At 64.0% G+C, this 19,610-nt stretch carries 17 protein-coding genes; 5 read left to right on the forward strand and 12 right to left on the reverse strand.

Annotation, left to right across the window (positions count from 1 at the left end; all coding sequences use genetic code 11):
• Positions 1-4 precede the first annotated feature (4 nt).
• The 3 genes from KXR83_RS22815 to KXR83_RS22825 all read right to left on the reverse strand — a co-directional run bounded on the left by KXR83_RS22815 (position 5) and on the right by KXR83_RS22825 (position 2,382).
• Positions 5-484, reverse strand: coding sequence for a nitroreductase family deazaflavin-dependent oxidoreductase (locus KXR83_RS22815; RefSeq protein ID WP_084248268.1), 480 nt, complete (start codon positions 482-484; stop codon positions 5-7).
• A 56-nt stretch (positions 485-540) separates the two neighbouring features.
• Complete coding sequence (locus tag KXR83_RS22820; RefSeq protein WP_437426806.1) at positions 541-1,782, reverse strand: low temperature requirement protein A; 1,242 nt, start codon at positions 1,780-1,782, stop codon at positions 541-543.
• Between the two features lie 135 nt (positions 1,783-1,917).
• Positions 1,918-2,382 carry a DoxX family protein gene (locus KXR83_RS22825; protein WP_437426807.1) on the reverse strand — a complete coding sequence of 155 codons (465 nt, stop codon included), beginning with the start codon at positions 2,380-2,382 and terminating at the stop codon, positions 1,918-1,920.
• Between the two features lie 112 nt (positions 2,383-2,494).
• Here KXR83_RS22825 and KXR83_RS22830 point away from each other — a divergent pair, with 112 nt between their 5' ends.
• Positions 2,495-2,965 (forward strand): MarR family winged helix-turn-helix transcriptional regulator, encoded by a 471-nt coding sequence (locus tag KXR83_RS22830; RefSeq protein ID WP_437426808.1) that lies wholly within the window; start codon positions 2,495-2,497, stop codon positions 2,963-2,965.
• A 40-nt stretch (positions 2,966-3,005) separates the two neighbouring features.
• Here KXR83_RS22830 and KXR83_RS22835 read toward each other — a convergent pair whose 3' ends face one another.
• Together KXR83_RS22835 and KXR83_RS22840 are read right to left on the reverse strand one after the other, a co-directional pair.
• The gene (locus tag KXR83_RS22835; protein WP_437426809.1) at positions 3,006-4,121 is read right to left on the reverse strand and encodes a hypothetical protein; all 1,116 of its coding nucleotides are present in this window, start codon (positions 4,119-4,121) and stop codon (positions 3,006-3,008) included.
• Complete coding sequence (locus tag KXR83_RS22840) at positions 4,118-5,236, reverse strand: phosphotransferase family protein (RefSeq protein ID WP_437426810.1); 1,119 nt, start codon at positions 5,234-5,236, stop codon at positions 4,118-4,120. The genes KXR83_RS22835 and KXR83_RS22840 overlap by 4 nt, the downstream gene beginning before the upstream one ends.
• A gap of 96 nt (positions 5,237-5,332) precedes the next feature.
• Here KXR83_RS22840 and KXR83_RS22845 point away from each other — a divergent pair, with 96 nt between their 5' ends.
• The 3 genes from KXR83_RS22845 (at position 5,333) to KXR83_RS22855 (ending at position 8,771) form a co-directional block, all read left to right on the forward strand.
• The gene (locus KXR83_RS22845) at positions 5,333-5,983 is read left to right on the forward strand and encodes a TetR/AcrR family transcriptional regulator (protein WP_437426811.1); all 651 of its coding nucleotides are present in this window, start codon (positions 5,333-5,335) and stop codon (positions 5,981-5,983) included.
• Entirely contained in the window at positions 5,973-6,995 is a 1,023-nt protein-coding gene (locus KXR83_RS22850; protein ID WP_437426812.1) for an LLM class flavin-dependent oxidoreductase, read from the forward strand. The genes KXR83_RS22845 and KXR83_RS22850 overlap by 11 nt, the downstream gene beginning before the upstream one ends.
• A gap of 162 nt (positions 6,996-7,157) precedes the next feature.
• Positions 7,158-8,771 (forward strand): alkaline phosphatase D family protein, encoded by a 1,614-nt coding sequence (locus tag KXR83_RS22855; protein WP_437426813.1) that lies wholly within the window; start codon positions 7,158-7,160, stop codon positions 8,769-8,771.
• On the opposite strand, the gene KXR83_RS22860 is transcribed toward KXR83_RS22855, so the two are convergent.
• The 3 genes from KXR83_RS22860 to KXR83_RS22870 are packed head-to-tail and all read right to left on the reverse strand — an operon-like array spanning position 8,772 to position 12,694.
• The gene (locus KXR83_RS22860; protein ID WP_437426814.1) at positions 8,772-9,362 is read right to left on the reverse strand and encodes an APA family fibronectin-binding glycoprotein; all 591 of its coding nucleotides are present in this window, start codon (positions 9,360-9,362) and stop codon (positions 8,772-8,774) included.
• Positions 9,363-9,413: 51 nt separating this feature from the next.
• Positions 9,414-10,919 (reverse strand): CoA transferase, encoded by a 1,506-nt coding sequence (locus KXR83_RS22865; RefSeq protein WP_437426815.1) that lies wholly within the window; start codon positions 10,917-10,919, stop codon positions 9,414-9,416.
• Complete coding sequence (locus KXR83_RS22870; protein ID WP_437426816.1) at positions 10,916-12,694, reverse strand: acyclic terpene utilization AtuA family protein; 1,779 nt, start codon at positions 12,692-12,694, stop codon at positions 10,916-10,918. Before KXR83_RS22870 ends, KXR83_RS22865 begins: the two co-directional genes overlap by 4 nt.
• Positions 12,695-12,830: 136 nt before the next feature.
• Here KXR83_RS22870 and KXR83_RS22875 point away from each other — a divergent pair, with 136 nt between their 5' ends.
• Positions 12,831-13,751 carry a LysR family transcriptional regulator gene (locus tag KXR83_RS22875; protein WP_437426925.1) on the forward strand — a complete coding sequence of 307 codons (921 nt, stop codon included), beginning with the start codon at positions 12,831-12,833 and terminating at the stop codon, positions 13,749-13,751.
• A gap of 8 nt (positions 13,752-13,759) precedes the next feature.
• Here KXR83_RS22875 and KXR83_RS22880 read toward each other — a convergent pair whose 3' ends face one another.
• From KXR83_RS22880 to KXR83_RS22895, 4 genes are all read right to left on the reverse strand, one after another.
• Entirely contained in the window at positions 13,760-15,718 is a 1,959-nt protein-coding gene (locus KXR83_RS22880; protein WP_437426817.1) for an ABC transporter ATP-binding protein, read from the reverse strand.
• Positions 15,715-17,448 carry an ABC transporter ATP-binding protein gene (locus KXR83_RS22885; protein ID WP_437426818.1) on the reverse strand — a complete coding sequence of 578 codons (1,734 nt, stop codon included), beginning with the start codon at positions 17,446-17,448 and terminating at the stop codon, positions 15,715-15,717. The genes KXR83_RS22880 and KXR83_RS22885 overlap by 4 nt, the downstream gene beginning before the upstream one ends.
• 101 nt (positions 17,449-17,549) lie before the next feature.
• The gene (locus KXR83_RS22890; protein WP_437426819.1) at positions 17,550-19,022 is read right to left on the reverse strand and encodes an FAD-binding protein; all 1,473 of its coding nucleotides are present in this window, start codon (positions 19,020-19,022) and stop codon (positions 17,550-17,552) included.
• A gap of 131 nt (positions 19,023-19,153) precedes the next feature.
• A complete protein-coding gene (locus KXR83_RS22895; protein WP_437426820.1) occupies positions 19,154-19,525 on the reverse strand; it encodes a cupin domain-containing protein in 372 nt (123 codons plus the stop codon).
• Between the last annotated feature and the right edge of the window lie 85 nt (positions 19,526-19,610).

The raw sequence follows: 19,610 nt of genomic DNA on the forward strand, positions 1-19,610 counted from the left end.
GCCCCTACGACCCGGAGGCGATCGGCGAGAGAAAGAAGACGGGAATCGTCCGCTCCGTGCGCTTCTCATAGACGGCGAAGTTCGGCCACACCGCGAGCATCCTCTGCCAGGCCTGCTCGCGTTCGGCTCCGGTCACCTCACGCCACGAGACCTCGATGGTCTTGCGCCGGTAGATGATCTCCGCCTTCTCACAGGCACGGAGGTTCAGAACCCAGACCGGCATCCGTTTGGCGCCGAAGTACGAGCCGGCGATCAGCCAGCCGCCGTCCTGGGGCACGCACAGAAGCGGCGTGGATCGTGGGACTCCCGACTTGCGGCCCGGCACGGTCAACGTGATGTTCGGTAGACCGGCGATGTCCAGTGCGCTGAGTCGCCCATTGCTGACCCGTTGTAACCGGGTGTCCCACTTCTCGATCTGCGGCAGCAATTTCGGCATCCACGAGACCGCACCTATTTTAATCGCCACCGGCGTCAGAATCCCCACCGGAACAAGGCTACTCACAACGGCACAACCTCATGGGAGAAGCGGCATCGCAGCCGTCATGTCTCGGTTGTGTCCATGTTGCTCCGGCGCCGCCGGACGATCCCGGTGACCACCGCGACGATCGCGCCGACGGCCAGGACGATGGCCGACGCGAAAGGAAGGGCATTGTCGATGAACCCGACGATGATGACGGCAGGGATGGCCAGTGCCGGCCACGGGAAGATGGTTTTCCAGTTGCTCGAACTCCAGGCCACGATGCAGCAGACACCGCTGATGAACAGCGCCAGACCACCACACAGCACCCACCGCCCGGTTGCAGTCAGTTCGCCTACCGGGTGCAAGACGTACTGTTCGATGCCGACCCCGAGAAGAGCAGCACCGAGGGTGAGCGGCAGATGCCCGTAGATGTACCCGTCGGCGCGGCCGCTGCCGACCGCACTCTCATCGTCCTGCAGCAGCGTTTTCGCCTCTGCACCACCGATGTCGAAGTACATCCACCACACGGCAGCCGCGATGGTGAAGCCGAGAGCAGCGACACTGAGCGACGACCACGCCCAATGGGTCTCGTGCATTCCGAGCACGATGGCCGAGATCGATTCACCGAGAACCAGGATCACGAACAGACCGAAGCGTTCCGGCAGATGTTCGAGGTGCAGTGGGACATCAGGACCCCACCGGGTGGCTGCGAACGGCGCCATCGCTTCGATAGCGATCCCCAGCGCCCAGAGCCAGTACGTGATCGGCGACGGGGTCAGCAACGAGACCGTCCAGATCAGCGCGCTGATCACGGTCGCGGCGAAGTACAGATTGATCGTGACGCGGACTTCGCTGATGTGTCGCCATGCCCGCAGGTAGAGGCCGGCGAGGATCACGCGGGTGGCGATGTACCCGACCGCGAAGGCCACTGTTCCGTCGCCGCCGACGGCCGCGGACGCACTCGCCGCCATGACCGCGACCGCAAACGTGGCGGCCAGTTTCAGCACTCGGTAGAGGACGTCGTTCGTGTCGAATCTGTTCGCATACAAGGTGGTGGTTACCCACGACCACCATGTGACCGCGAACAGACCGGCGAAGACAGCCACACCGTGCCAGCCGAGATCGTCTTTCAGCGCCAGCGCGAGCTGGTGAATGACCAGAACATAGGCAAGGTCGAAGAACAGCTCGAGTCTTGTCGCGGCTCGATCATCTTCGGTGCGCAGACGAGGCGGCGCCAGGAGCGGGGTGCTCTGGTCTGCCCCGCTGTCCGCACTGTCACCGTCGGATCGATCGCCCCCGAGCTCAGATGTGCGGTCAGCCATTACGTGGAAGGTCCTAACTGTTGGCCCCGACGAGGGGACGCGCGGCCTGAGCCGGCACGACGCATCCTCCGTCAGTACCCCGTGCAACGTAAACGCAAACCGGACATCCCACCACTCGTGTGGGTGTGTGTGCGATCAGTTCGACGCGGCCACGGGGGTGCGTGACTGTGTCGACCCTGCCGCCAGCCATCGAACGCGCGGCGCCAGCAGGGCATCCACGCTGAGACGACCCGCGCCGACCATTGCCAGGAGCAGCGATCCCATTCCTAGCGACAGCACCAGTTCATATCCGCCGTCGGCCACCCAGAGGCCCATGTCGATGTGCGCGAAGAAGTAGGCGCCGAGCATGTCGAGCGCGAACAGGGCACCGACGATCGGGGTGAGTACACCGACGATGAGGGCGATTCCGCCCAGGATCTCGAGCCACGTGACCACAAATGCGGACACCGAAGCCATGGGCACATCCATACCCTGGAAGCTGGCCTTGGTACCGGCATACCCATAGGTGTTCAGTTTCTGCAGTCCGTGCGCCAGGAACACCGACCCAATACCGATGCGCGCCAGCAGAATCCCGACACTCCGCACGATGGAATAGTTCATATCACCCTCGATCGACTCGTAAATCACTTGATGTTTCAAGTGAACCCTAGAGGGGAGATAATTGAAGCGTCAACTGAAGCATCAAGTAAGCAGCGGGGTTTACACTCTTTCCATGACTGGCCGACCGCCGACCCGATGGCTCGATGAGCAGGAGATGGAGGCCTGGCTGCAGGTCGCGGTTCTGCTGTCCAGACTCCCCCATGCACTCGACGCCCAGCTGTTACGCGACGCCCAATTGACCCACTTCGAATACGAGGTCCTGGCTGCGTTGTCAGAAGCACCCGAACGAACACTCCGGATGAGCGCCCTGGCCGAGTTGGCGAACGGATCCCTTTCCCGCCTGTCCCACGTCGTCAAACGGCTTGAACAACGCCAGTGGGTGTACCGCTCCGCCTGCCCAGAAGACGGTCGGTTCACCAATGCCGTCCTCACCGACGCCGGGTGGGAGAAAGTGGTGCAGACAGCACCGGGCTACGCCGAGAACGTCCGCAGACTGGTCATCGACCCGCTGACCCGCACCCAGTTGCGACAGCTCGCCGCCATCGGCCGGCGGATCAACGACGGCGGCCCACCCTCCCGATGAGGCCCGACAACCAGCACGGCTAACGGGTCGGGCCAACGGGTCAAGGGGCCACGGAAAACCAGTCGGCAAAGCCCGATCGGTCGTGCCGCCCGAGAGCACCGTGCTCGAACAGGCCAAAACCCTCCGAGCCGTCAGCTCCGGGGCCGTGACACACCGCCCGCCCCACGTGATCGATCACCCCGAACATGATTCGTCCCGCGACGCTTTCGTCGGTGACATCGTAGGTGCGGCGTTCGGTGAACTTCTCCCCTTTCCACATCCCGTGGGTCCAGTCCGGGTCGCCGCCGTATCCACCGCCGAGGTGGATCGGTACCGCCAGCCGTGATTCGATCTCGAGCCGCAACTGCTGTCCATCAGGGGTGGTGCACAGGATGGTTGCGCCGGTGGGAGTTCGGGTTCCCGACTCGTACCGGATATCGACCTGCGGCCAGCCCAGTTGCTCGACTCGGCCGTCCTTCCACACCCGCGTGCAGTCGTTGAGGATCCGGTAACCATCCGGGTTCTCTTGGATGATGAGAACGATGGCGAAGTCGTCGAAACGCATCGGCACGTACAGCCACCACATCCCATCGAAGGGCGGGTCGGCCGGTTTACCGGCGGGTTCGGCTTCTCCGACCGGACGTATGCCCCACGAGCGGTCACGGGTCCCGACCCATTTCTCCGGGCCCACCGCAATGTCCTCTCCGTCGATGGTCAGACTTCCGCTCCACGTGCCGACCTGCGCAAAACGCTGAGCCTGCAACGTGATCCGACTGCCGGTGCGCATGATGTGCGGCTGCTCCTGCAGAACGTCGAATGACCCTTCCCAGGTCATGTCCATCGCGATGCCCTCGGTCTCCTCCAAGACCAGACGCAATCTCCGCAGTGGCTCCACGACCTCGATCCGATAATTACCCACGCGCTGGTTGAGCCGGTCGGAGTCGATGGCATCACCGAGGTGAACCGCGGTCTGTACGTCACCGCGCCGCACGAGGACAAAGGCATCCTTGGTGCCGAGGTTGGGGTAATACCCGGCCCCGGTGATCACGAAGATGTCGCCGGTCCTGTCGTGCGCGTTCAGATAGCACCGGTCGTAGAAGTTGCGATCACTCGCGTCCACCAGCCCGATCGGCAGCGGCGCCTGATGGATGGGGTACTCGTCCAACGGCCCGATCACAGTGCATCCCCCGTCTCGTCGCCGATGAGGTCGGCGAGCAGTTGTCGATGATGGAACAGGCCGTCGACTTCTTCCGGCATCTCGATCTCCCCGAAGTGAACCTGCCGAGCTCCCGTTCTCATGAACACACATCCCCAGATGACTGCCGAATACGTGTAGAACCAGGTCAAGTCACCCACCTCGACGCCGGTGAGCTCTGTGTACGTACTCAACACATCTTCTTCGCGCAACGTCGTCGGCATTCCCGGCAATCCGAGAGACGTTGTTATGTGCTGAAACACCCTGTGCGCGAATACCATCCACGCCAGGTCAAGCTCACGTGGACCGAGTGCTGTCATCTCCCAATCCAGTACGGCCACGGGCTCGAAGTCTCGGTACACCGTGTTTCCCAACCGGGCGTCGCCCCACAACAACACCGGTTCGGCCGCGTCCGCTTGTGCCGGCCAATTCTCTTCGAGCCAGACGAATGCACGATCGAGCAACGGCGAACGCCCGATGCCCGGGACAGCGAACTCGTACCAGGACTTGCACCAGTTGACGTTGCGCCGCAACGCGGTATCGCCCGTCAACCCGTCGCCGAGGAACGCGAACGTCTCCACGGGCTGAGGAATGGAGTGCAATTTCGCCAGAACCGCGACGGTCGCATCCTGCAGGTGCCGTTGGCGTTCGACCGGGGCGTCATGAAACCAGTTGTCGCCGAACGTATAAGGCATCACATCCGGGGGCACCACGCCTTCCACGTGATCCATCAGGAAGAAGGGCGTTCCGAGTACGTCCCCCGTCGCCTCCATCCAATGCACCCTGGGCACGGGAACGTCCGTCAATTCACCCACCAGACGCATGACCTCGAACTGATGGTCAAGGCGATAGCTGGGGAACACCGGGATGTCTTCGTCCGCCGGCGTCACCCGGGCCACCCACCGCTGCTTTTTCTGCTCGGCGCCGTCGGTCCACACCGCGTTCAACACGATGGTCTCCGACGACATCCCATTCGAATCGATCCCGCTCTCCACCGTGATCTGCGGGTTCGCGCCACCGGGAACCACGGTGCACAGCCAGGACGCCAGCCGATCTGGAAGAGTGGTGACATCACGACTCGAGCGTTGGAGTTTCATGTCTGCAAGTGGTTGTTCAGCGGCCAAGGTGCCCCTCCGGAAACTCGTACGTCCCACCAATAGTGTGACGCAGATTACGGTACGGTCGGTTGCGTAATGAAAGCAGACGAGACAGTGGAAGACAAGACCGCCGGCGCCGGACGGCCACGTGACCCCCGCATCGACGAATCGATTCTGGCCGCCACCGCAGAACTGCTCGTCACCATCGGGTACCCCGCCCTCACCCTTGCCGCGGTCGCCGAGAAAGCCGGTACAACCAAGACCGCCCTGTACCGGCGATGGTCGGGCAAGGCACATCTGGTCCACGAGGCCGCGTTCCCCGCGACGTGGACAACCCTCATCCCGGAATCCGGAGATCTCGCCACGGACATCCGGGCGATGATCGACGGTTCACGGAGGATGTTCACCGACCCGGTTGCACGGGCTGCTCTGCCAGGACTTCTCGCCGAGATCGGGGCCGACCCGCAACTCAACGAACTCGTCATGCGGCGGTTCGAAGACGGCGTGTTCTCCGCCATGCGTACGCGTCTCGCGCAAGCTGTGGCTCGAGGTGAGGTCCGAGCGGGAGCGGATCCCGACCGGCTACTCGAAGTCGTCGGCGGGACAACGATCATCCGGTTGATCATGCGACCAGGCGACGACCTCGACGATGAGTGGGTCGATCAGACCACCGACCTGATCCTGCATGGCATCGCGCCCCCGGCGATCACCCGAGGCGGCCAGAAGGTGGCAGACAGTGCCACGTGAGGGCGAACCACTCCACAAGATGGGTTTTCTGACCATCGGGCGGTTTGATCCGGCCGATCCCGGAACCGGGCACGAGGAATTGCTGCGAACCATCGAACTGGCAGAAGAACTCGGCTTCGACAGCGTGTGGCTTCGACACCGGCACCTGCAGTTCGGCATCTCCTCCCCTGTCGCGGTATTGGCTGCGGCAAGCCAACGCACGAGCCGGATCGAACTCGGTACGGCGGTGATCCCACTCGGACTCGAGAACCCCTTGCGCCTCGCCGAAGACCTGGCGACGGTGGATCTGTTGTCCAGGGGTCGGTTGAATCCCGGGGTCTCGGTCGGAACCCCGATGCGGTACGAGGACTTCAAACACAAGCTCTATCCCGAAACCCATGCGCAGGAGAACTTCAGCAAAGACCGGGTGATCCGGCTGATGGACAACATCCGCGGGAAACCGGTGAGTGACTTCGAGGGCACAGTTGGCATCGAGCAGTACTCGAGAATCGTCCAGCCGCACTCCCCCGGGCTGATCGACCGCCTGTGGTACGGCGGAATGATGTCGTCGGCGATCTGGGCCGGACAGCAAGGATTGAATTACCTGACCAGCTCGGTGGTGACCACCGAGGCCACATCCTCCACCGACTTCGCCTCGATACAGGGCGAGCACATCGACGCCTACCGTGCGAATCACCCGAACCCCGAAAAAACCCGGGTGTCACAGGGATTGGTTGTCATCCCGACCGATTCGGCGACACCGGAGCAACGACGCAAATACCGCGACTATGCCGATGCCCGATTCGAGCGGACTCTCTCGCCTCAGGGCCCGCGCCGGATGCTCTTCGCCCCTGACATAGTCGGAACCTCGGACCAGATAGCGGAACGGTTGTTCGCCCACGCCGGCTTCCAGAGAGCCGGCGAGGTGGCGTTCGCGTTGCCCTTCTCGTTCGACGAGACCGACTATCTGCAGATCATCACCGACATGGCCACCCACCTCGGCCCGAAGATCGGCTGGTCACCCGGAGTCTGAACGGCCAGAGCCTGAACGGCCACCTGAGAACGTCGGCAGGCCTTTCATTTAGACGAACCCGGCAATGAGACTCCCAGCGCCCCACCACAACGTCAGGTGTCCTTCGTGCCGGCGTCACCTCGGGGACCTCGGCCAGACAGCTGATCCTGGTCGAGTACTCCTGTGGCATCACCCGAGCTGTCGATCGACCGGGACAAGGTTTTGCGGGCTGGGACCACCCGTCGCAGGTTCTTGACCTGGGCAGGCGTCGCCGGCGCCCTGGCCTTCACTCCTGGTTTGGTCAGTTCCCCCACCGCATTCCCCTCGCCCGCTGCTCGCGGCGATCACGTGTTCACCCTCGGCGTCGCTTCTGGCGATCCACTCGCCGACGCGGTGATCCTGTGGACCCGGTTGGCTCCAGAACCCTTGGCCCCGCGGGGCGGGATGTCCGAGTCCGATGTGCCGGTCGACTGGGAGATCGCCCTGGACAACAAGTTCACAAACGTGGTTCGACGCGGCACCGTGAACGCAATCGCACGCGACGCACACAGTGTGCACGTGGATGTCCGTGGCCTCGAGCCATCCACCGAGTACTACTACCGTTTCCGGTCCGGCGGCCACATCTCTGACGTGGGAAGGACACGGACCGCACCGGCGGCGAGCGCCGATGTGGCCGGCATGACGTTTGCCTGGGCATCCTGCCAGGCCTGGGCAGATGGATTCTTCAACGCCTACGGGGACATGGCCTCGGCTGCACCAGATGTCGTCTTCCACCTCGGCGACTACATCTACGAGAAGCCGATACCGGCTGACGGAGGGCGACGCGGATCGTCTGCCATGCCGAGCTCGTGCCACTCCGAGGCACACAGCCTCGATGACTATCGCGATCGATACGCCCTGTACAAGCTCGACCCTCATCTGCAAGCGGCACATCGCACCTCGCCGTTCATCGTCACGTTCGACGACCACGAGATCGAGAACAACTGGGCTGCAGGCATTTCGGAGGACAGCGCACCTCTGCCGGAGTTCTTGACACGGCAGGCGGGCGCACTCAAGGCGTGGTGGGAGAACACACCCGTCCGGGCGACCATTCATCCCACGCGCGGCGACATCCGAGTCTATCGCCGATTCACGTTCGGCAACCTCGCCGAGTTCAGCGTGCTCGACACCCGCCAATACCGAAGCGATCAGGTCAACGGGGACACCGATAGCCCGCTGAACAGACTGACCGCAGATCCCGCTCGCACCATCACCGGCGATATCCAGGAGCGGTGGATACTCGACGGTCTCGGCTCCAGCACAGCACGATGGAACGTACTGGCCCACCAGACACCCATGGCAGACCTCGCCCGCTCGCGGCGGGGATCCCGTGCCGTGAGCATGGACGCCTGGAGCGGTTACGAGGCATCGCGCAAGCGCGTCCTCGACGGCGTGAGAGCTCGTGGCATCGACAATCTCGTGTCGATCGTCGGCGACATCCATCGGTCCGTGGTGTCCGAACTCAAGACCACCTATACAAGGCCCGCGCCCGCGGTGGGCGTCGAGATCGCCGGCACGTCAATCGCCTCCGGAGCCGACGGGTCTGATAGCGACGAGGGAGATCGCCAACTCAAAGCGGCATCCCCGCACGTCAAGTTCGGCAACTCTCAACGCGGATATGTTCTGAACACACTGTCGAGGTCGAGCTGGGAAGCCACGTTCCGGGTGGCCGAATCGATCGCCGATCCCGGCAACACCCTGCATACGCGGGCCACGATCACCATTCCGTCCGCGAGGCCAGAAGTCCAGGTGACGTGATCACATCGGGGTGATGGATTCGGCCAGCTCACAGGCCTCATCCAGGTCCACACCATTCTTGTTGCTCAACCAGGTCATCCACCATCGCTCGCCCGCCTTCTCGACGACAGCTGAGAACACTTCGGCATCTGATCTAGACCGGTCATCGAACTCGACGCGGTAGAACTCGAAGGCCCCGGTGGTCTGGGCACCGCTCAGAGTTCCACCCTCGCGGTCCACGCGGGTACCCGAATCCGGGAAGAAGAACTCCCCCATACCCGAACCGAGTTCTTGTGCGGCAACGCGATTGTCGGCCCGGGCGGACGCAAAGATGGACCCGTCCAACACTCCGATGAGAACCATCGACGCATCGTCGCCGTTCTTCGTGAGCGCGACATCGCCATAGATGAGTTCGTCGGAATCGTCTCGGACCGTCCAGCCCGGAGGCGCGGTGATGCTGAACCCCGCGTCGGCAAACTCGACGAAACCGACCGGTCTGGGATCAGTGACCGGCACCGGTCGACCATCAACACCCCTGGCGCATCCGCCTACCACCATCATGCAAATCCACGCCGCGACAACAGTTGCGGTCACCATCCCCCGAGTGGTCACGTCCGCGACTCTAGTACATCCTCGACCGGGCCGGTCCGCCCGGAAGTGCGTTCAGGCCCGGGCAGGCCATTCAGGCCGACTCGACCCACGGGGCACCAGAACAGTTTTGTACCGGCCCGGGGTGTGCGACATCGAGACCTGTTCGGTCACCCCCTGATAAAAGCCGAGTGGGGTGTCCGCGGTGAAAGTCTCCGGATCTCGGTACATGTGTTCGTTACAGGATCCGGGCGCCGTTGTCGCGTATGCCTTGTCGAACACCCCCATGGACAGGATCCACAGTGCGGCCCTCGTCAGGGACACATGCACCTTGTAGCTGCCACCGTGAACAGCCCGGCGATGCAACGCCTCGACGATGCCCGCGGTCATCAGCCAGGACACTATGTAGTCGTTGACCACCAAGATCGGCGGCAGCCGCGGCGGGCCTTCCCCACCCTCCAGCATCATCATGCCCACAAGGGACCCTGCAGTCTGATCGAACCCCACGCGGTCGGCCCACGGCCCTGATTCACCGTTGAGAGAGGCTGTGGCATAGATGATTCCGGGTCTTTGCCGCGCAGCCTCTCGTGGACTGACGCCGATGCTGTCCAGATAACCGGGCCGTCGATTGGCGTAGAAGACGTCTGCATGGCTCAGGAGTTCGCCAATCTTGGCGGCGCCCTCGGGCCGATATGGATCGATGGTCGCCGACCGGCAACCCAGGTTCGCCGTGATGTAGGTGACGTCATGTTCGAGTTCGTCCGGTCGCCACAGATTCAGGATGTCCGCGCCGTGCAGGGCCAGCGTTCGCCCCACGCCTGCGCCGGCGATGACATGGCCCATACCGAGAGCCCTGACTCCGGAGAGAGGCTGATCGTCAGACCCGACTCTCCAGTGGGCGGAAGACAGCGGTTCCGGAGCGCTGTCGCCGATCTTGGTGATCTCGACCAGGGGCATATCCGCCAGGACGTCGCGGTAGTGCGGCTCGTCGAGCAATTCCTCGGTGGTCCGCAGCATGGGCATCACCACACCGGCGTCAGCGCCTGCCTGTTCGAGTTCGGCGCCTTTCCAACCGGCGACGGCGCGGGCGACAGCGTCGGGATCGTCGGGCACGCCCAGCAGTTTCTGCGCACCTACCTTGAGTTTCGGATATGGGTTGAGCGGCATCATCCATCGATCGTCGGCCGTGCGGTAGAAGCGAAATCCCAAGGCCTGCGAGGGATTCGACGGCGCGGTCGCCGGATAGCCGTTGAGCAGCTCCCATCGTCTGTCGTAGAACGGGCACAGCCGGTGGGGTGTCACGCGAAGGTCGACAGCGATGTCTTGGCCTGGAAATCCGCGTGATCGACCGAGTTTGGCGATGGCGATCGACTTGGCGGCCAGCGCGATGGCCGACGCACCACCGAGCCGGAGCGTGCTGGGGACCACCGGGTCGGCGCCTTTGAAGGACGTGGATCCACCGGAGTCACCCGCGGTCATCCCGAGACCGGCGAGCACGTCGGACAACTCCGCATGGACATCGAACCCATCGTTCGAAGCAGGTTGGGTGACAGCCTGTGTGAGTCTGCCGGTGAGCGTCATGACTGCTTCCGGACTTGATCGAGGACGGCGTCAGGTATGACCACGTGTTTGGCGCGCAGGTATTCACCCACAGCCTTGCCGACCTGATCGACCCGTACGTTGGACGAACCGCCGGTACCCAGCAGGCCGCGCACCACAAAGTGCACCGCCCGCAGTTCCGGGAATTCATGGCGGACGATGTCGAGATCCTTTGTCTCGGGCATCAGCCGGTGCAGTTCCTCGGTCGAGAGGAACCGCCGTAGCCACGGCCAGACCTTCGGGTAGGGGGTCCAGATCCCGACGTTGCTGTTCCCGCCCTTGTCCCCACTGCGTGCGTGCGCAACCACCCCGAGCTCAACCGTGGTCGTGGCCCCCGCATACTCCGGATCAGCCGGCTCGGGATGCTCGGGCTGGCCTGTCGTCTGGGTGACGGCGGACGGGGCGATGTCCACGGTTACGTCGTCGAGCACTGCGCGGTGGTCGATCGCGGCCAACGGCAGCAGAGCAGGCCAGTAGTCCACGCGTGGTTTGGGTGTGGAATGCAGACCGGCGGCGCCGTCATGAAAGAAACCTGGGATGCCCTGCAGGTAGAGGGCTCCAAGGCGACGTGCCATGTCCGCCGATGCCAGCACGTCGGCGTCGGCTGACATCGCCATCACCCGCACCGCGATGGTTGCGTCCCACTGCGTGTGCGGGTCGGTTGCCGCCGTCCCGATCCGAGTGCAATGAACTTCCACCCCCTCAGGCATGTCCCGGTCGATCTGGCTACGTAGCAGGGACACCTTCTCGTCCACATCCGGTGCCGTCACGAACACCGTGTTGACCACGCTGTACCCGACGAGCCCGAAAACAGCGACCTTGGTGGTGGCGGGGGGCGGCGAACCCGTGACACCGGTGACCCGGATCCGGTCTGTGCCTTCGGGCTGCAGCCGAACGTTGTGCAGGTCGACGGTCACATCGGGGTTGAGGTACTGCGGCCCCTGTATCTCGTAGACGATCTGGGCGGTGACCGTGTCGGCTGTCACCACACCGTCGTCGGTGCTGTGCTTGGTGATGACCGAACTGCCATCGGCCTCGATCTCCGCGATCGGGAACCCCGGCGTCAACGTCGGCCGCAGCGCTGTGAAACCGGAGAAATTGCCACCTGTCGCATGAGGGCCGCACTCGATGATGTGCCCTGCCATCACCGCTCCGGCCAGGCGGTCCCAATCGTCGGTTGCCCAGCCGTGCCACCACGCCGCCGGGCCGACGGTCAACGATGCATCGGTGACTCGTCCGCACACCACGATGTCCGCCCCTGCATCCAGCGCTGCCGCGATACCCCAGCCGCCCAGATAGGCGTTGGCGGCAATCGGCGTGACACCCCACTCGGACAGATCCCGTCCGGTGTCCATGTTCTCCAAACGATGACCGGCCCGCTGCAGGTTGTCGAGTTCGGCGAAGACGTTGTCCCCCTCGACATGTGCCACCCTCAGCGACAAGCCCAAGGTGGTGATCTCCGAACGCAGCGCCGCGGCGAGGGCAGCCGGGTTGAATCCACCGGCGTTGGTGACCACCCGCAGGCCCCGGTCGGCCAACGCGGGCAGGTGGGGCCGAACCTGGTCGACAAAGTACTCGACGTAGCCTTTGCTCGCATCACGCGCATACCGCGCTGCCAGTGCGGCGAGCGTGATCTCAGCCAGATAGTCACCCATCAAGACGTCCACCGGGTCGCCGCGCATCACTTCGTCGAGCGCGGTGTACCGATCTCCGAGGTATCCCGAGAAGTTTGCGATCCGGATCGGTGGAACAGCCATTCATGTACTCCCAGCGCCGTGCTCGATGTCGTCTTCTGGGAGACTATGACGCGCGTGACCGGAGGACCATGACCAAGTTCAGTGGGCCGAGATGACCGCAACGGTCCGATGCGCGACTAGCCTGATCCGGGTGGACATGTTGCACCTGCGCTACTTTGTCGCCGTTGCCGAGGAGGGCACATTCGCGCGCGCCGCGCAGCGACTGCACATGGCGGCATCACCACTGAGTCAACGGATCAAGTATCTGGAAAACAGTCTGGGTACAGCGCTTTTCGTGCGCGCCCACCATCGTGTCGATCTCACTCCCGCGGGCCACGCCCTGTTGCCACAGGCGCGCGACCTGGTCGAACGATTCGACGCCATCCCACGGCTCATCGAAATCGCCACCGCCGATCTCTCCCCCACTCTCGATGTCGGCGTGGCCTCCGACGTCACCAGCGAACTGAGGACCCGCGTTCACGATGAGTTCGCCCGTAGCCACCCCGAACTCGTCGTCACCTTCCATCCCGGCGCCACCGAACCACTGCTGCAGTCGTTGCAGGGCGGGCGCCTCGACGCCGCGCTCCTACACGGACCGATCGTGGCGCGCGGGATCGAGACGGTGCGTCTGCACACCGCCGTGGTGAAGGTTGCGGTGGGGCGCGGCAACGGATTCGACGGCCGATCGAGCGTGCGACTCGACGAACTGGCGCACCTCGCGTTTGTGTCGATCGAGCACGACGCAGCTCCGGCCATCTACCGAGGGATCGATGAGCTACTCCGCCGTCACGGAGTTCACAAGCGGATCATCCTGCCCGACCACAACTTCGGGGGTCTGGCGCATGTGGTGGCCGGCGGCAGGGCGTTCTCGCTCGTCGGATCTCCCACGGGCGCAATGGCAAAAGCGTTTGTCGGCGAGCCGATCGATGTGCTCGACGTGGAGGGGACCCGACTGAGACTGCCCACCCTCGCCGCTTGGCGCTACGACACCGACGGCGCGATACCGAGGGGTGCGCTGGCCGACGTTTTCCGGACACTCGCACGCAGGACAGGCCGGAACACCGAACCCCCTGCTTGATTCGTCGATCAGCTCTTGGACATCTGCGGACTGTCCAAGTCGTCGGCATCCATGGGCCCGACGAACTGGCTGTTGTACAGCCGGTAATACGCACCCTGCGCCGCGAGGAGTTCGTCGTGCGAACCCTGTTCGACGATCTGTCCCTGTTCCATCACCAGGATGGTGTCGGCATCGCGGACCGTGGAAAGTCGGTGGGCGATCACGAAACTGGTGCGGTCGGAGCGCAACGCGGCCATCGCCTTCTGGATCAGCAATTCGGTCCTGGTGTCCACCGAACTGGTCGCCTCGTCGAGGATGAGCAGGGTCGGCCTTGCCAGGAACGCCCGGGCAATGGTGATCAGCTGCTTTTCGCCTGCGCTGACACCGCCACCCTCCTCATCGATGACCGTGTCGTATCCGTCCGGCAAGACCCGCACGAAATGGTCGACGTGGCTGACCCGCGCCGCCTCCATGATCGCCTCGTCGTCGGCTTCGGGATCGCCGTACGCGATGTTGTCGCGAATAGTTCCACCGAACAGCCAGGAATCCTGCAGCACCATCCCGGTTCGCTCGCGAAGGTCATCCCGGGTCATCAATGATGTGTCCACGCCGTCGAGACTGATCGTCCCCGCATTGACGTCATAGAACCGCATGATCAGATTCACCAGTGTCGTCTTGCCCGCTCCCGTGGGCCCCACGATCGCGACCATGTGCCCGGGCTCGGCCACCAGCGACAGTTGCTCGATCAGCGGCCGATCCGGGGCGTAGCGGAAAGAGACGTCGTCGAACGTGATGCGGCCCTTGCTCGTTCCGGGGCTGATCGGGTCCGAGGGATCGGGTACCTGCTCGTCCGCGTCGAGGATGTCGAAGATGCGTTCGGCAGACGCGACACCGCTCTGCATGAGATTGAACATCGACCCGATCTGGGTCAGCGGTTGGGTGAACTGTCGCGAGTACTGGATGAAGGCCTGGACATCACCCAGGCTCAGCGAACCCGAGGCCACCCGCAGGCCACCGACCACCGCGACTGCCACGTAGTTCAGATTTCCCAGGAACATGATCGCCGGCATGATGATCCCGGAGATGAACTGGGCCCGCCAACTCGACTCGTAAAGCTTCTCGTTCCGGTCGTCGAATCTTGCCTCGACGTCGTCCTGCATGCCGAAGGCCTTGATCACCTCGTGTCCGGTGAACGCTTCCTCGACCTGACCGTTGAGTCGTCCGGTGCTCGACCACTGCGCCAAGAAGTGCGGTTTGGAGCGCTTTGCCACAAGGGTTGTCACGATCACCGCGGCGGGGATCGTGACGATGGCGATCAGTGACAGCAGCGGTGAGATCCACAGCATCATCACGAGGATGGCGAGCACCATCAACACCGAATTGAGTAACTGGGCGATTGTCTGCTGGAGACTCTGCGAGACGTTGTCGAGGTCGTTGGTCACCCGGCTCAGTAGGTCACCCCGCTGATTGCCGTCGAAGTAGCTCAGCGGCAGACGGTGGATCTTGTTCTCGACATCCGAGCGCATCCCCTGCACGGTGCGCTGGGTGACGACGTTGAGCAGACGCCCCATCAGCCAGCTGAGCAACGAGGAACCCACGTAGAGCCCCAGAACCAGGATCAGCACCCGGCCGACGGCGTCGAAATCGATTCCGACGCCCGGCGTCAGGTCCATCGCTGCGACCATGTCGGCGAATGTCCCATCGCCGTCTTGTCGTAGCGTCTCCACGGCCTCGGCCTTCGTTTCGCCTGCGGGCAGGCGGTCTGCGATCACCCCGGAGAAGATCAGATCTGTTGCATGGCCGAGCAACAACGGGCCCACGGCGTTGAGGACCACCGACGCCACGGCGCAGAAGAGCACGGCCCACAACGCGATGCGATGGGCGGACAGCACTGCGATCAGCCGCTTCACCGAGGGACCGAAATCGCGTGCCTTCTCAGCGGGCATCGCACCCATCGACGGTCCGCCTCCGCCACCGGGGCGGGTCATCTCCGTCCCTCCACGGAGAGCTGGGATTCCGCGATCTCGATGTACGTGGGGCAGTCGGCGAGCAGTTGCTCGTGTGTACCGATGCCGGCGACGGTTCCGCGGTCGAGTACCACAATCTGGTCTGCGTCGGCGATGGTGGTGATGCGCTGGGCCACGATGATGACACAGGCGTCGCCGGTGGCAGGTTTGAGCGCTGCCCTCAGGCGTGCGTCCGTGCTCAGGTCCAACGCCGAGAACGAGTCGTCGAACAGATAGATGCTCGGCTTACGGATGAGGGCGCGCGCGATGGCCAGCCGCTGACGCTGCCCTCCGGAGACCGTTGTCCCGCCCTGCGCAACCTTCGTCTCGAGCTGATCCGGCATGTCTCGCACGAAGTCTGCGGCCTGCGCAACGGTCAACGCCTCCCACATCTCGGCTTCGGTCGCGTCCTTCTTGCCGTATCGCAGGTTCGACGCGATGGTTCCCGAGAACAGATAGGGCTTCTGCGGAACGAGGCCGATCGATTCGCGCAAGACGGCGGGGTCGAGCTCACGTATGTCGGTGCCCCCGATGAGCACGGCGCCATCGGTGACGTCGATGAGACGGGGCAGCAGCGCCACCAAAGTGGTCTTTCCCGAGCCGGTCGACCCGACAACAGCCGTGGTTGTGCCCGGCGCGGTTCGGAAGCTGATGTCGCGCAACACCGATTCGTCTGCCCCCGGATACCGGAAGCACGCGGAGCGCACCTCCACGATGCCCGCCGAGGTACGGAGCGGCTTCGGGTCGGTGGGTGGGACCACCGATGTCTCGGTGTCGAGAACCTCGTAGATGCGCTCGGCGCACACCGATGCCCGCGGCGCCATCATCGCGAGGAAGGAGGCCATCATGACCGCCATCAGGATCTGCATCACGTAGGCGATCATCGCGGTGAGTGCGCCGATCTGGACGTCACCGTCTTCGATGAGGTGGCCGCCGAACCAGATGATGAAGACGATGGTGACGTTGCTGATCAGCATCACCGACGGGAACATCAGTGCCATCAGACGTCCGACCCGCAGTGCGGCATCGGTCAGGTCGTCGTTCGCGGCGGCGAATCGCTTGCGTTCGTGGGGTTCCCGCACGAAGGCGCGAACCACCCGGATCCCGGTGATCTGCTCGCGCAGGACGCGGTTGACCGTGTCGATGCGCTCCTGCATGGCGCGGAAGCCCGGCATCATCCGGTAGATGATGACCGCCATGGTCACGCCGAGTATGGGGACCGCAACCACGAGAACCCACGCGAGTTGGCCCCCGACCCCGATGCCGAGGACGATGCCGCCGATACACATGATGGGTGCGGTGACCAAGATGGTGCAGGCCATCACGCCGAGCATCTGGACCTGCTGAACATCGTTGGTCGTCCGCGTGATCAACGACGGCGCCCCGAACGAGCCGACCTCTCGCGCGGAGAAGCCGTCTACGCGGTGCAGCAGGTCGTGGCGGATGTCGCGGCCGGCACCGAGTGACGCGCGTGCACCGAAGTACATCGACACGATCGATCCCAGGATTTGAATCAGCGAGACGACTACCATCACGGCCCCCACCCGCAGGATGTAGCCGGTATCGCCTTGCGCCACACCGTTGTCGATGATGTCGGCATTGAGAGTCGGCAGGTAGAGCATTGCCGCGGTGGCCACGAATTGGAGGATCACCACCGCACTCAGTTCGCGACGGTAGGCGCCCATGTAGGTACGCAGAAGGCGGGTCAGCATGGGGCAGTCACAGGTTCGACGGTATCAACTCCCGCTCAGCCCGGTCACACCATTAACCAGCGGTGTAGGTCGGAGTCCGATTGCGAACTCTGCCCATCTCGTCAGATGTCGAGGCCCGAGTACATCGTGCGCGCGGGGTCGTATTTGGTACGGACGGAGCGCAGGCGCGGAAGATTGGCACCGAAGTAACGAGACGGCGCGACCCCGGATTCGATGTAGTTGACATAGGTACCCGCGGACGCCGCGCCGATCGTGCTGTGTGCGCTTTTCACCCACGACGTCGGCGACAGATACGACGCACCGGGGGCGACGTCGGTGAACCACTGCAGGCTCGCCGCGTGTGTGCGCCACGGGAATGCTGTGGCACCGGGAGCGACCCCGCTGATCGCACCGTCGAGCGGGTCGATGATCACCAGCCCGGCGCCGCCGGCCCTGGAACGGTTCCGCACCGCGGTGACGATTGCTGCAGCGATGGGGTCGGTGATCTGCGCGAGGATGTCGGACCCGGCGACAAATCCATGTCGCGGCGCGGTCGCGCCACCTGACAGCCGCAGGAACGTCGCCATCGGATCAAGCGTCGAGTAGTCGCTTCCACTCGGCGCCACCCCGACGGCCGCCGAGATGTCGGCCGCGATGCGGCGGCCCGCGCCGGTCGCGCAGACGAGCAACACCGAACAGGTGACGCCACCCCGACGGTCCGAACCGATGTTCACGTTCGCCCACGCCGATGGTTCGGCGACCGAAAGCCACCGCCGCCACCCCGATATCACCGTGGCCGCCGACGCGGGTGCAAAGTTCATGGTCACAACGTCTTTGCCCACCGAGGGTGTGGTGCGGAAGGTCAGCGACGTGACGATCCCGAAGTTCCCGCCACCTCCGCCGCGCAGCGCCCAGTAGAGGTCGTCCCGTTCTCCTGGCGCAACGGTGACAGCTTCCCCGTTGGGCAACACCATCGTCGCGGCGGCGAGGGAGTCGCAGGTGAGCCCGTGTAGCCGCGAGTCGACCCCGAGCCCTCCGCCGAGCGTGAGGCCGGCGACACCGACCGTTGCGCATGTCCCGACGGGAACCGACCGGCCTTGCTGGGCAAGACCGCCTGCCACGGCATACAGCGTGCTGGCCGGCGTGACGGTGGCCAGGCCACTTCCACCGTCATAGCCGATTCCTCCGTCGAGTCTGCGCAGATCCACCACCAACAACCCACTCGCTGCTGAGGCACCGGTGTAGGAATGCCCGCCGCTGCGAGTGGCCACCCGCAGCCGGTGCTTCACGGCAAAAGCCATACACCGCTGAACATCGGCGACAGTCTTCGGCGCCACGACGGCTACCGGAGTCGATCCGTCGTAACGCGTGTTGAAGATCTGTTTGGCCTGCGTGAACGCGGTGCGTTGCGCGGGCAGGATCACCTGGCCACTGATCGATGCCGCGAGCGCGGCCCAGTCCGACGACCGTGGGGCGGCCCAGGCTGTCCCGGCGCCACCCGCGACGGCTGCTGCCAGACCGCCCACCAGGGTTCCCTGCAGCAGCCGTCGACGTGTGAGGTGCCAAGGGGTTGGTGATGGTTCGTCGAACGTCATGACAGGTAGTGCCTCTCGATCGCCCGACGACTGCGCCACAGACTATCCGCGATCGTGAGTCCACGTCGCAGAACCATCAACCGGGACGCCTGAGACGCAGGGCCACAACGATCGCCGAACAGTTCGACGTCTCATTGAGCCCAGGGCGGTGTGATGACCGCACCGTCGGCGGTGGTCGCCTGCAGACCGGGCGTGGTGGTCACCCATGCTGTCGATGCGATGTCGCCACCATCGATCCGCACCTCGGCCCCGGCCGGAACCACGATGACCGTGCCGGCGCAGGCCGGCTCCTGCACGCCGTCCAAACCGACCGTCAGTTCTCCGTCGAGCACGAGAAGGACCTCTTCCCGACTTGGTCTGTGCGCCACTCCGATCTGGCCTGCGGGAACCGCCACCCTCCAGGCGCAGAGCTCTTTGCTCCCTCGCCGCGAACTGACATACGAGTGAAAGGTGCTCCCGTGTGCCGGGAACACCTCGGCGTCGTCGGGTTGGATGACCGGCATGTTTTCCTCCTGAGAATTGATAGACAAGTCACTTGACCATATAGACAAGCTTCTTGTCTGTCCATGCTCGACGCACTGGGTCATA

Origin of the sequence: Williamsia muralis (assembly GCF_051487485.1) — a bacterium.
Lineage (GTDB): Bacteria > Actinomycetota > Actinomycetes > Mycobacteriales > Mycobacteriaceae > Williamsia > Williamsia muralis_B.

Bases quoted from the DNA above. Each gene is read 5' to 3' on its own strand.
- KXR83_RS22825 (WP_437426807.1), bottom strand. From the start codon at position 2,382: ATGAACTATTCCATCGTGCGGAGTGTCGGGATTCTGCTGGCGCGCATC.
- KXR83_RS22880 (WP_437426817.1), bottom strand. From the start codon at position 15,718: ATGACCCGCCCCGGTGGCGGAGGCGGACCGTCGATGGGTGCGATGCCC.
- KXR83_RS22865 (WP_437426815.1), bottom strand. From the start codon at position 10,919: ATGACGCTCACCGGCAGACTCACACAGGCTGTCACCCAACCTGCTTCG.
- KXR83_RS22830 (WP_437426808.1), top strand. From the start codon at position 2,495: ATGACTGGCCGACCGCCGACCCGATGGCTCGATGAGCAGGAGATGGAG.
- KXR83_RS22875 (WP_437426925.1), top strand. From the start codon at position 12,831: ATGTTGCACCTGCGCTACTTTGTCGCCGTTGCCGAGGAGGGCACATTC.
- KXR83_RS22845 (WP_437426811.1), top strand. From the start codon at position 5,333: ATGAAAGCAGACGAGACAGTGGAAGACAAGACCGCCGGCGCCGGACGG.
- KXR83_RS22890 (WP_437426819.1), bottom strand. From the start codon at position 19,022: ATGACGTTCGACGAACCATCACCAACCCCTTGGCACCTCACACGTCGA.
- KXR83_RS22870 (WP_437426816.1), bottom strand. From the start codon at position 12,694: ATGGCTGTTCCACCGATCCGGATCGCAAACTTCTCGGGATACCTCGGA.
- KXR83_RS22885 (WP_437426818.1), bottom strand. From the start codon at position 17,448: ATGCTGACCCGCCTTCTGCGTACCTACATGGGCGCCTACCGTCGCGAA.
- KXR83_RS22820 (WP_437426806.1), bottom strand. From the start codon at position 1,782: ATGGCTGACCGCACATCTGAGCTCGGGGGCGATCGATCCGACGGTGAC.
- KXR83_RS22840 (WP_437426810.1), bottom strand. From the start codon at position 5,236: ATGAAACTCCAACGCTCGAGTCGTGATGTCACCACTCTTCCAGATCGG.
- KXR83_RS22895 (WP_437426820.1), bottom strand. From the start codon at position 19,525: ATGCCGGTCATCCAACCCGACGACGCCGAGGTGTTCCCGGCACACGGG.